We start from the raw sequence: 12386 nt of genomic DNA, 5'->3' as shown, positions 1-12386 counted from the left end.
TCGGGGGCGGCGCAACGCTTTTGCTGAACTCGTGCGACTGTCGAGGGGATGGGAGCCAACGAGACCGTCCTCGTCACTGGTGGCACCGGCTTCATCGGCGCGTACGTCGCGCGCTCGCTCGTCGAGCACGGCCACGAAGTGATCGCCTACGACCGCTCGACGGATCCACGAATCCTCGAAAAACTCGACGTCGCTGATCGGGTCACGATCCGTCGTGGCGACGTGAGCGATCCCACGGACGTCGTGAACGCGGTCGCCGAGACCGGCGCGAGCCGGATCGTCCACCTCGCCGCGCTGTTGACGAACGCGGCGGAATCGAACCCGCGGGCCGCACTCGACGTCAACGTGCAGGGGACGAGCAACGTCTTCGAGGCGGTGCGCGCCCTCGATCACGTCGAGCGCGTCGCGTGGGCCTCATCGGCGGCGATCTATGCCCCGCCCGCGAACTACGACGACGGCGGCGACTGGTGGGTCACCGAAGACGATCTCGTCGCCCCCGATACGCTCTACGGCGCGACCAAGGAGTACAACGAGCATCAGGCGCGTGTCTATCACGAAGAGCATGGCGTCGATCACGTCGCCATTCGCCCCACGATCGCGTACGGCCCCTACCGCGAGACCGGTGGGTCGGCCTTTCTGGCGAACATCGTCGAGAAACCAGCTCTCGGCGAATCGTTCGCCGTCGACTACGGCGATCAGGAGGTCGACTGGCAGCACGTCGAGGACATCGCCCAAGCCTTTCGGCTGGCGGCGTTCACTCCCGAGGAGGAGCTCTCACAGCGGATCTACAACGTCCGTGGCGAACTCGTCTCGGTTCGGGAGGCCGTCGATACGGTTCGGGAGATCGTGCCCGATGCCGACATCGAAGTGAGCGACGAGGGTGAACTACCGTGGACCCAGCGCCTCGATATGAGCGCCTTCCAAGAGGATACGGGCTACGAAGTCGAGCACGATCTCGAAACCGGCTTCCGCAAGTATATCGACGTGCTCCGCGAGGAGAACGGGCTCGACCCGCTGTGAGATCGGAACAATTGTTTCGCCGGCTCAATCCATCGTCTGGCTGTACTGCTCGACCCATTCATTGAGACTGATGCCCATCGCAGCCTGCGTGATGGCGTTCGAGGAGGCGGCGTTGGCGCTCTTGACGAGTTCGGCCTCCAGCGTGCGTTCAGGCACCTCGCCGAGGAAATGGGGGATCGCACGCTGAACGGCGAGCGGTGCACCCACCTCGTGGGCGAGCGCGTAGCCCGAGAGCGAGTGGGGGATCACCCCGGAGGCGTAGCGCTCGCGATCGGTTCCCGCGAGCAGTTCGCCGTCCACGTGATCGACGTACTCGTAGCATTTCCCGACGTCGTGGAGCAGGCAGGCCGCGACGACGACGTCGATGTCGGGGTCGGCGTCGTGAAAATCGCGCTGAACCCGTGCCGATTCGAGTGCGATCTTCGTCACGCCGCGGACGTGTTCGACGTTCGTGACTTCGTGGATGTTCCACGCATATGGAATATCGGCGATCTCCCGCCAGCCACCGCGTTCGAGGCCCAGTACCCATGTTTCGACGACTCGTTCGCGGAGGTCATCGTCGGCGATTCGATCGAGTTCCGGAAACGCCTCGCGGACCTGTTTCCCGTGATCCGTCTCGTCCATTTCAGTACTCCTCGATGTCGTCGATCTCGTTCTTCCAGACTCTCTCCTCGCCGATGAAGCGGGGCCGTCGTTCGATATCCAGGAAATTGTTCACGTCCACGCGTGCCTCCGCCGCAACCTCCCGCGTCGGGTCGTAGTCACGATCCCCTTCGCTGCCGAGCGCTTCGTGGAGATCGTCGAGCGATTCGAAGTAGAGTTCGGCGACGCCATCGAACTCGGCATTGTCGGGATCGGTGGGGTACACTGTCTGATAGCGAACGACGCCCTCGATGTCCTTTGCCAGCGGCGAGTGGGTCTCTTCCCAGTGTTCGCGAAACTCGTCGTGGTTCGTTCCGTCCTTGCGAACGAGGAACGCCGAGTGTTTGTAGAGTCCATCAGTATCTCCGTCGACCTCGTCCTTCCAGACTGTCTCCTCGCCGATGAATCTGGGTCGCCGTTCGATATCGAGGAAACTGTTCACGTCCTTTCGGGCCTCTGCCGCAACTTCTCGGGACGGATCGTAGTCCCGATCACCCTCGCTGCCGAGCGCTTCGTGGAGGTCGTCGAGCGACTCGAAGTAGAGTTCGGCGATTCCGTCGAATTCGGCGTTTTTCGGATCGATGGGATAGACGGCCTGGTAGCGGACGACGCCCTCGATGTCCTTCGCCAGCGGCGAATGCGTTTCTTCCCAGTGTTCGCGAAACGCGTCGTACTCCATCCCGTCCTTGCGGACGAGCAATGCGACGTGTTTGTACATCCCGTTCGTGGTTCGTCGGCTCGTACGATAAATCATCGGGGCGGTCGTGGAGTATTGCGGGAGGAACTGTCGTGAGTGCCGTCGTTTGCCGAAACAACGAGGTTTATGTGTCGACTGGCGGAGGATTTCGGTATGTACGAGCGCGACTTCATGGAGGGGACGCGGGGGACGCAAGCCGTCGATTGGGAGGAGCGCATCGATGTCAAACGTCTGCGCGAGGAGCGCTACGAGAAAGCCCTGGAACGACTCCAAGACACGGAGCTCGGGTCGATGCTGCTGGTCTCGGACCCGAACATCCGGTACGTGACCGGGCTCGCGATGACCGGCGGGAGCGGGGCGGACCACTACACGCTCCTCACCGAGAACGGCGACGTGATCCACTGGGACACCGCCGATCACGCCTCGAACCAGCGGTTCAACTGTCCCTGGCTCGACGACATCCGCTACGCCGCGCCGGGGTTGGGTAACGTCCCGCGCGCGTCGGGGCGCGACTCCGCGCGCGAGTTCCTGACAGAGAAGATGGCGAGCCTCGTGCAGGAAGCGATGGCGGAGTACGGCGTCGCGACGGAACCGATGGGGATCGACGTCGGCAACGCGGGACTGATCGACGCCTTCGAATCGGGCGGCGTCGAGGTCCGCACGAAGGAGTGCGTCGATCTGATGCACGACGCCCGAAAGATCAAGACAGCCGACGAGATCGAGTGTTTGCGGATGGTAGCGGCGATCTGCGAGGCAGGATTCCAGCAGATCACCGAATCGGCTCGACCCGGAAAGCGCGAATCGGAGGTCTGGGGCGACGCAGTGCGCGAACTCTGGCGACACGGTGCGATGGCCCAGGGTGGCTACGTGACCAGCGGGCCGAACACGTGGCCGAAACACCAGGCCAACACTACTGACAGAGTGATTCGACCGGGCGATATCGTCTACGCCGACTTCTATAACATCGGCTATCTGGGCTATCGCTCGTGTTACTATCGCACCTTCTCGATGGGCGAACCCACCCAGGCCCAGAAAGATGCCTACGAGACCGCTCGTGACAACCTCTACGACGTGCTTGAACGGATCGAACCCGGGGCAACGACCGACGAGATCGCCAAGGGGTTTCCCGACATGGAGGGCGAGCACGCCGACTGGTACGACGCCGACGAGCACTGGCAGATGACGACGAACCACTGGGCGCACGGGCTGGGCCTCCAGCTCTACGAGGTGCCCCTGATCTGGCGCGGCCTCTCGCCCGACCACCCGATCGAGATCGAGGAGGGAATGACGATGGCCGTCGAGACGATGGAGCCGGCCGAGAGGCAGGGTGTGCGCGTCGAGGAGATGGTCGTCGTCCGCGAGAACGGCGTCGAGATCCTCTCCCAGTGGCCCGTCGAGGAGATCACTTGTATCGACTACTGACTCGGCGCATCGAAGACGAGACAGTAGCTGTGATCGTAGCCGTAACCGTAGGTACCGTCCTCGAGATCATCGGAAGATCTCTCGCCCTCGTTCTCCCAGCCGACGACGACCTCGCCGCGGAACTCGAACGTCGCTGCGACGGCATCGGCAACGTCCCACGCCAACGTGGTCACTCCCCCGTCGTGTTTCATGTTGGCGACGTCGACGAGCACCGTCCCATCGGGAACGACGATCTCGCCGACGTGGGCGAACACCGTTTCGATCGCATCGAGATATTCCTCGTACGTCGTTTCGCTCTCGCCGTCGTAGTTCGCCAGCGGATCGACGTCCATCGATTCGACCATGTACGGCGGCGAGGTGAAACAGCAGTCGATCGCCGGAACGTCGAGCGATGGAAGATCGAGCGCGCTCGCGTGGACGACGCGTTCCGGGTGATCGACCCGCTCCTCGATATGCGTGACCCGCTCGCGTTCGTATTCGACGCCGTAGACTTCCCGTCCCAACCGTTCGCCGACGGTGAGCGTGGTGCCGAACCCGGCGAACGGATCGAGCACCACGGCATCCGGAGCGGTGTGCTCGGTCAGGAAATGCGCCACGTACGACGGTGGCGTGCGGGGATCACCGTCGGCGGACGACGGGAGCGTCATCGGTTTCTCGTCGGATAGCGTTAGAAACGTCATGGTGGAACATCAGCAGCGCTATCCATCAGCCGTTCGGTTATCGCGTTCGTCGTGCAGCCACCCGGGGATAGTGCTTTGTGGCCCGGGTGCGCAGTTCCGCTATGAAGCTCGGGACCGGACTGTTCACCGGCCAGCGGCGACCCGACGACGACCGCTCGATGAGCGAGCTCTACGACGAGATCCTCACGCTCGGGCGAGCGATCGACGACGCGGGTCTCGACAGCGCGTGGGTCTCCGAACATCACTTCGCGGAGGACGGTTATCTCTCGGGAACGATGCCGACGCTCGGCGCGCTCGCGGCCGTGACCGACGAGATCGAGATCGGGACGTGCATCGCGCTCGCGCCGCTGTACGACGGCGTTCGGCTGGCCGAGGATGCTGCAACCGTCGATCTCCTCGCCGACGGACGATCGACACTCGGACTTGCCATCGGCTCGAACCCCGACGAGTTCGAGCAGTTCGGCGTCCCGCGCGAGGAGCGCGCCGAGCGCCTCGCCGATCAGGTGAACCTCCTCCGAGCGGCGTGGTCCGCCGGCTCGCTCGACTACGACGCCGACTTCCACGACGTCACTCCCGACGTGAGCGTGACACCGAAACCCGACGGGGACGTGCCAGTGATGCTCGGTGGCGCGGCCAAACCCGCCGTCCGCCGCGCCGCTCGGACCGCAGACGCTTGGTGTGCACCCTCGAAACTCTCGCTGAGTGGACTCGAAAAACGCGTCGACGACATCCACAACGTTCGCGAGAAGGAAGACATCGACGGCGAGTTCACGGTGTACGTACTCGTCCACGGCTGGGTCGGCGATTCGCGTGAGGAAGCATGGGAGACGATGAAACCCGGCTACTTCTACCTCCAGCGGCGCTACGCCGAGATCTTCTCCGGCGAATCGGTCGACGAACTCTCATCCGAACGAAAGCAGGAATTGAAAGAAAACGCGGTATTCGGTACAACCGAACAGATCGCCGCGGAGCTGGAGCGCTACCGTGCGGCCGCCGGCGACGATATTCATATCATCTTTCGTACCTATCATCCCGGCATCGGCACCGATGCGATGGTCGACTGTATCGATCGGCTCGGTACTGAGGTCGCGCCGATGATCCGGTAAGCGGGGTTCGTGACCGTTCCTCCGAGCCGTTGTGGAGGTTCTATCGCTTGTATAGGGCAGGTCTAAGTGGTCTAACCGAGCAAGAAAGTAGGTAGAGCGGATGGGAGAAAATTCCTGCCGCTGATCAGCAGTGCGACGCACGGTGGTCATTGTTCATCGATATCTGATCACCGTACCATATTACCCGAAATCGATGATTCTGTTATCGAAGCCATCATCGATTTCGATTACTCAGCAACGTTCGACGACAGTAGCGTCGACAGACGTGTGTGATAGCGACGTAGTTGCTCCCGAATACCGTGGACGAGATGCAACGGGACTCGAACGATCGTGACTCGCCGGGAACGAATCACACATCCGTTGCTATTGCTATCTCTACAGAGCAGGCGATCGGCATGCTGAATATTCGAAAATATACGTTTGAAGGCAGTATGGAGTAAATATAAGATATATGCGGAATTACGAGCAGCGATACGAACGTCCGTGACGGCGAGTGTGTCCATCATCCCCCAAGTGGCCTCTGCAAGTGTCGTGGACAGTAGATGGTCGCGTTCCAGGATACACGAGCTGCGATATCGGTCGGCCTGTGGGGATTTTCGGTCGTGTTCGACAGTCTACCGACGAGATCGTCATATTCGATAGAGAGCAAAAGCTATAAATTAGTGTAGACTAATCTATCTCTTAGGAGGTGGAAAACACGACCCGAGATAGTGGAGTGGTGGAGACACGCGACGGGGCGATCCGTCGTCTACTCCCGACGTAATGGTACTCTCCGTTGCTACACGCCGGCCCTGGTGAGTTCCTGTATCCACTTGGGCCATGGGCATTGGTGGTTCTACCATGCCACTCGTGCAGATTTATCGATACGTTGCGAACGAATGGACGTTTTCGATATCGACCCCCGACCGAGATTATTTAACATATGAGTTACACCATCAGGGAAATCAGTGTTTTCTTATAATTTTTATCGGTCGGTTCATAGCACGGCCGTGACGTCGCTTGCGCCGACGACTGCTGCGTGGATCCCTACTGGACCGGCAAAAGACGGCGTGTTCAAGTGACGGTACGTCGTTGGCTCTCGCGTGACCGTCGATCTCGTCATCGCGAATGGGACGCTGGTAACGCCCGATCGACTGCTCGACAGCGCCATCGCCGTCGACGACGGCGAGATCGCCGCGGTCGGCGACGAGCGAACGCTGCCCGACGCCGACGAGCGGGTCGATGCCTCGGGGCTCCTGGTGCTGCCGGGCGTTGTTGATCCACACGTCCACATCGACGGCTATCTCTCGACGGATAGCTACGAAGCGGGAACGAGCGCGGCCGCACTGGGCGGGATCACCAGCTGCATCAACTTCGCCTGGGAGGCCTGGACCGGCGATCTGAGCATCTGGGACGAAGAGGGAACTCTGCTCGAAGCCGTCCACCGCCAGCAGGAGAAAGGCCAGGAGTCGCTGATCGACTTCAGTCTACACGGGGCGATCACGCGCGAGGATCCTGCGGTGTTCGACGAACTCGAAGACGTGATCGACGAGGGCGTGACGTCGGTGAAGATGTTCACTGCCTACGAGATCGGGCTCTCGAACGGGTTCATGGATCACGTTTTCGAGCACGTCGCCGACCAGGACATCGTCGCCGTGCTCCATACGGAGGACGCTTCGGTCTGCAACCGCCTCGAAGCCCAACTGAAGGCCGAGGGTAAGGGCCATCCACGATACTACCCGCAGTCGCGCCCGGATTACGCCGAGGCGATGGCCGCTGAGAGCGCCGTCCGCATGGCCCAGGAACAGGGCGCGAAATACTACGGTATCCATACGACCTGCGAGAAGGCCGCCGACGTCCTCGGGCGCTACCGGGACGACGGCAGCGAAGTCCGCGGGGAGACCTGCACCCAGTACACGACGCTCGACGAATCGGCCTACGAGGAACAGGACAGTCTCCCGATCATGGCACCGCCGCTGCGGACGCCCGCCGATCAGAATGCCTTGTTCGATCATCTGCACAATGGTGCGTTGAGCGTCGTCTCGACCGATCACAACGCATTCACGCGCGCGGACAAGACCGTCGAGAACTGGTGGGAGAGCTCGTTCGGCGCGAACGGCCTCCAGACCAGTCTTCCAGTATTCTACGACGAGGCCGTGAACCGGCGCGGCTACTCCCCGTCGTTCGTCGTCCGGATGATGTGCGCGAACCCCGCGCAAACCTTTGGATTCACCGAGAAGGGCACGCTCGATCCCGGTACCGACGCCGACATCGTCCTGTTCGATCCGAACGAGAGCTACACGATCACGGCCGAAGACAACGCCTCGATTTCCGACTACTCGATCTACGAAGGGCGTGAGGTCACCGGGCGCGTCAAACGGACCTACCTCCGTGGCGAGCCGATCGCCGACGACGGCGAGATCGTCGCCGATCCCGGCTACGGCGAGTTCGTCGCCCGTGAACGGCCTGACTGGGAAGGCGAGTAGGAACCGCCCTCGCCTTCCTCGATCGTCGATCCGGACGAATCCCTCAAGCGCAACCGATTAGTCACCGTTTGGCAGAGATACCACGATGGATTCGATAGCGTTCACTCACGCGAGCATCTCCGCGCACGACCTCGCGGAATCGGTCCGGTTCTACACCGACGTGTTCGGCATGGAGCACATTCCGTCGCCCGATCTGCCCGTCCCGGTCGAGTGGCTCCAGTGTGGCGACAAACAGCTCCACCTGTTCGAGCGACAGGTCGAAGCGCCCGAATACCACCACTTCGCCGTCCACGTCGACGACTTCGAGCGCGTCTACCGCATCGCTCTGGAACGCGATCTCTTCGACGAGTATGCCGCCGACGGCGTGCCGGTGATCTACGAATTCCCCGATGGCGCACTCCAGACGTACATCCGCGATCCGAGCGACAACCTTGTCGAAGTCGATCGTCCCGACACGGAGGGATTGGATCCGGAGATCGCGGCAGCTGTGGAGAAACGCTCTGAAACGGTTTCTCAGTCCAGGGAAGGACTCCGATCGTCGCTCTATACGGATCCCTGACGACCTCAATCGACTGAAATCGCCTCACATGCAGCCGCGATTGTGATCCCACGATTGATGCGGATGCCCCGCCATACACGAACATGGATTCCTCGCCGACACTCGTCGTTCGCAACGCCCTCCTCTCGGGAAACGATACGACCGTCGACATCGCAGTTGACGACGGCCGGATCGCGGCAATCCGTCCGGCGATCGAAACGGGTGGCGAGACCGAACTCGATGCCGAGGGAAACCTCGTCTCGCCGGGGCTCGTCGACGCGCACGTCCATCTCGACATGGCGTTCTCGGCGTCAGGCGACCGCCGCCCGCGGTACAACGAAGGTGGGGCCGATCGGGAGGAGACGATCGAGCGCACGGCGACGTACTTCGTCGAGGCGGACCACGACGAGCTCGTGGCGAACGCCCGCCGTGCGGCCGACCAGGCGATCGCCAACGGCGTTCTCCATCTCAGAACGCACGCCTACGTCGACGGAACGGTCGGGACGGACGCCGTCGAAGCGATCACGACGGTTCGAGAGGCGGTCGGCGACCGGCTTGACATCGAGATCGTCGCGTTCCCGCAGTATGGCATCCGCCGCGACGACGGCTCCGCCGAGGCCGTCCGCGCGGCGCTCGACACCGGAGCCGATCTCGTCGGTGGGCTCGATCCCGCGACGCTCAACGGCGACCGCGAGGAGACGATCGCCACGTGGTTCGAGATCGCCACCGACCACGACGCCGATCTCGACGTCCACATCCACGAACGCGGTGCGACCGGGATGCGGACGCTTCGCCATCTCGCCGAGGCGACGATCGAACACGATTACGAGAACCGGGTCACGGCGAGTCACGCGTACGCGCTCGGCGACGCCGCGAGCGAGCAGGCACCGGAATGGCAGGGCCGACTCGGCGACGCGATGGAGACGTTCGCGGCGGCGGAGCTCGATTTCATCACTTGCTATCAGAGCACGCCACGGGGCATGCCGATCCGCCGGTTCCACGACGCGGGGCTCACGATGGCCCACGGCACCGACCAGATCCACGATCTCTGGGGTGCCCACGGCAACGTCGACGCGCTCGAAGCGATGCTCGTCGAGTCGCTCACACTCGACGGCTATTCGACGAACCAGGGATTACGCTCTCTCTGGAACCTCATCACTGAACAGGGTGGGACGGTTCTGGATCTCGACGATTACGCGCTCGCCGAGGGAGCCCCGGCGAACCTCGTCGTCCATCACGACCCGTCGCCGGAGTGGGCGATCACGACCAACCGGACGCCGCGATACGTCGTGAGCGCGAGCGAGATCGTCGCCAGCGACGGAACCCGTCAGTAGGGCTGTGCGTCCACGAGCGTCGACGGCAGGACGACGTCCACGTCCGCCTGCTCGATGTAGCGGAGCTCGTCGCGAAACGCCGCGGTCGACAGCCGTGCCTGGCCGATCGTGTGGAACATGACGGTCGTGACGCCGCCGAATCCAGCTGTCATGTCCACGGCCTGTCGCACGTCGTCAGGGTTGTCGCCGTTGACCCGGGGTACCCACGTCGGCTCGGTGATCGCCCACGGGGCCGGCGAGGAGCCGCCGCCGAACGCCAGTTCGTGAAATCGCCCCGCCATGTCGAGCACCCCTTCGTCGAAATCGCCGAACGGCCAGATCAGTGTCTCGCCGCCGCTGTCGAACCCTTCGTCGATGAGCCACCGTTGCGAGCGTTCGATGGCCTCCCGTTGTCGTTTCCGCGACAGCGTCGGCAACGGTGCTTCCTCGAACTGAGGATGCGAAGCCATCTCCCAGCCGTCGTCGGCCATCGTGTGGAGTTGCGATCGGGTCACTCTGATCTCGTTGCCGACGAACCACGGAACCACGCCGACGACGCCGGGATAGCCGAACTCGTCCATGATCGGCTTGGCCGTGTCGACCTGCGTGTGGTGGCCGTCGTCGAACGTGAGGATCACCGCACCGCGCCGCTGTGGCAGTTTCCGAAGGCGCGGCGCGCCCACGCGCAGCGTGAGCGGTTTCTCGTCGCCGGTGTACGATCTGACCGCCAGCCCGCGGACGTCGGTTAGGTCGGGCGCGCCGGTGACCGACGACGGCGCGAAATCGACCCGGACGGTGCCCTCCTTTCGCTTGAGATACCGCTCCATCGAGAGGCGGTTGTCCGCATCCGGCGCGAGCAGCTGGAGCTCGATCGTCTCCTCGGCCGCGCGATCGAGACGGACGCCGAACGACAGCGCCGAACTCGTCAGATCGATCGGCCGATCGAACGAGGCCCGCATCGCCGTTCGCTCGACATCCCTCGGCGAGACGAGCTCGACGCCCGTGTCGCCGCCCGGGCCGTGCCAGTCGGTGGACGAAACCGATCCGTTGGTCGCCGTCCACTCGCCGAGCCCGGACTCGGCCGACAGCGGCGTACCGCTCGCCCACGCTGCCCGCCGCAGCCTGGAACCGGGATCGTCACGATCCGTCCCGCCCGTCCGCTGTCGGGTTCGGGTTCTGGTGGCGGTCGCCGACTGCTGACGGTCGGTCTCGGTCGGTTGGTCGTCGTTCGTTTCGGCCGTCGAATCGAAAATGCCCATACAGCCCGACCCCAGCGCGGTCGCGGCGGTACCGAGCATCGTCAGCAGTCGCCGTCGGCTGGGGTCAGTCACTCACCGATGTTCTCTCGAATGCAGTATATGGGCTTTGGTATCTCGTCGGCTACATCAACGGTGATAGAACGGAAGAACGAACGTGGTATTCGGGTACATAATGTAGCCGATCCGTGAGCTCGGCATGGGTGACGGACCGATCGTCGACGGTCGGTGATGACCACGATTTATACACGCCGTCGCCCGACGATGCCGCATGTCACTGCGCCTCCCGAGCGAGATCGTGGTCGAGCGGTTCCTCCCGACCGCTCGGTCGATGTTGGCGGACGAACTCGCCGAGCGCGATTTCACTCAACAGGAGATCGCCGACCGACTGGGCGTGACTCAGGCCGCCGTCAGCAAGTCACTCGGCGGCGACGGCGCTGTCGAGGAGCGGTTTCGGGAGAACGAGCGGATGCAGGCGACGATGGCGCGGATCGCCGACGGGTTCGCCGCCGACACGATGAGCGGCTACGAGGCGCTCGCGGAACTGCTCGAACTGATCCGTGCGTTCGAGGATCGCGGCCCCATCTGTGCCGTCCACGAGGAGGAGATGCCGGCGCTCGACGGTCTCGGCTGCGATCTCTGCGTCCGCGGGAGCGACGACGGCGTGCTCGCCGAACGCGACGTCCTCAGAACCGTCCGCACCGCCGTGCGCCGCGTGACGAACACGCCGGAGATCGCCGCCCACGTCCCGAAGGTCGGGACGAACGTCGCCACAGCGCTGCCGGAGGCGACCGACGCGACCGCGGTCGCGGCCGTTCCCGGGCGCGTCCACGCCGTCGGCGGCCGGGTGCTCGTCCCCGCACAGCCCGAGTTCGGCGCTTCGCAACACGTCGCCGAGACCCTGCTCGCCGCGATGGCGATCGATCCCTCCGTTCGGGGCGCGCTCAACCTCGCCACTTCTGACGCGCTGCTCGCGGCGGCTGCGGACCGGGGGATCGATACCCTCCGATTCGACGCGGATTACGAGAACCGCGCCGAACACCTCCGCAAGCGCTTTCGCGAGCGTGAGGAAATCCCGCGGCTCATCTACCACGAGGGCGCGTTCGGCATCGAACCCGTGACCTACCTCCTCGGTGCGGACGCGATCGAAGCCGCCGCGCTCGCCGGCGATCTCGTCGCGGCTGCCGACGGATTCGACGGAACCGACGGCGCGTCCTGATCGACGGCCGCCGTCCTGCGAAACCCGT

The 12386-nt window shown here is 63.5% G+C and carries 11 protein-coding genes; 7 read left to right on the top strand and 4 right to left on the bottom strand.

Going from position 1 to position 12386, the window contains the following annotated elements:
- Positions 1-48 precede the first annotated feature (48 nt).
- Complete coding sequence (locus tag C451_RS14675) at positions 49-1020, top strand: NAD-dependent epimerase/dehydratase family protein (RefSeq protein ID WP_007741726.1); 972 nt, start codon at positions 49-51, stop codon at positions 1018-1020.
- Positions 1021-1044: 24 nt separating this feature from the next.
- Here the strand turns inward: C451_RS14675 and C451_RS14670 are convergent, their stop codons facing one another.
- Together C451_RS14670 and C451_RS14665 are read right to left on the bottom strand one after the other, a co-directional pair.
- Entirely contained in the window at positions 1045-1644 is a 600-nt protein-coding gene (locus C451_RS14670; RefSeq protein WP_007741725.1) for an HD domain-containing protein, read from the bottom strand.
- A 1-nt stretch (position 1645) separates the two neighbouring features.
- On the bottom strand, positions 1646-2380 hold the full coding sequence (locus tag C451_RS14665) for an EthD domain-containing protein (protein ID WP_049913137.1): 735 nt from the start codon (positions 2378-2380) through the stop codon (positions 1646-1648).
- A 132-nt stretch (positions 2381-2512) separates the two neighbouring features.
- Here C451_RS14665 and C451_RS14660 point away from each other — a divergent pair, with 132 nt between their 5' ends.
- Positions 2513-3781, top strand: a complete 1269-nt coding sequence (locus tag C451_RS14660; RefSeq protein ID WP_049913150.1) for a M24 family metallopeptidase — start codon at positions 2513-2515, stop codon at positions 3779-3781.
- Here the strand turns inward: C451_RS14660 and C451_RS14655 are convergent.
- The gene (locus tag C451_RS14655) at positions 3775-4461 is read right to left on the bottom strand and encodes a DNA methyltransferase (protein WP_007741722.1); all 687 of its coding nucleotides are present in this window, start codon (positions 4459-4461) and stop codon (positions 3775-3777) included. The two genes, C451_RS14660 and C451_RS14655, sit on opposite strands and share 7 nt — an antisense overlap.
- Positions 4462-4562: 101 nt before the next feature.
- Here C451_RS14655 and C451_RS14650 point away from each other — a divergent pair, with 101 nt between their 5' ends.
- The 4 genes from C451_RS14650 to C451_RS14635 all read left to right on the top strand — a co-directional run bounded on the left by C451_RS14650 (position 4563) and on the right by C451_RS14635 (position 9904).
- Positions 4563-5567: an LLM class flavin-dependent oxidoreductase gene (locus tag C451_RS14650; RefSeq protein WP_007741721.1), complete on the top strand. Its 1005-nt coding sequence runs from the start codon at positions 4563-4565 to the stop codon at positions 5565-5567.
- Between the two features lie 1082 nt (positions 5568-6649).
- Entirely contained in the window at positions 6650-8032 is a 1383-nt protein-coding gene (locus tag C451_RS14645) for a dihydroorotase (protein WP_007741720.1), read from the top strand.
- An 85-nt stretch (positions 8033-8117) separates the two neighbouring features.
- Complete coding sequence (locus C451_RS14640; protein WP_007741719.1) at positions 8118-8591, top strand: VOC family protein; 474 nt, start codon at positions 8118-8120, stop codon at positions 8589-8591.
- An 83-nt stretch (positions 8592-8674) separates the two neighbouring features.
- On the top strand, positions 8675-9904 hold the full coding sequence (locus C451_RS14635) for an amidohydrolase family protein (RefSeq protein WP_007741718.1): 1230 nt from the start codon (positions 8675-8677) through the stop codon (positions 9902-9904).
- Here C451_RS14635 and C451_RS14630 read toward each other — a convergent pair.
- Complete coding sequence (locus tag C451_RS14630) at positions 9898-11214, bottom strand: polysaccharide deacetylase family protein (protein WP_007741717.1); 1317 nt, start codon at positions 11212-11214, stop codon at positions 9898-9900. The genes C451_RS14635 and C451_RS14630 overlap by 7 nt on opposite strands.
- 196 nt (positions 11215-11410) lie before the next feature.
- Here C451_RS14630 and C451_RS14625 point away from each other — a divergent pair, with 196 nt between their 5' ends.
- On the top strand, positions 11411-12358 hold the full coding sequence (locus tag C451_RS14625; protein WP_007741716.1) for a thiamine-phosphate synthase family protein: 948 nt from the start codon (positions 11411-11413) through the stop codon (positions 12356-12358).
- Positions 12359-12386: the final 28 nt, after the last annotated feature.

The organism is Halococcus thailandensis JCM 13552 (assembly GCF_000336715.1).
Classification (GTDB): domain Archaea; phylum Halobacteriota; class Halobacteria; order Halobacteriales; family Halococcaceae; genus Halococcus; species Halococcus thailandensis.
Note: the sequence above shows the minus strand (reverse complement) of the source record. Positions and strands in the feature narration are given on the sequence as shown.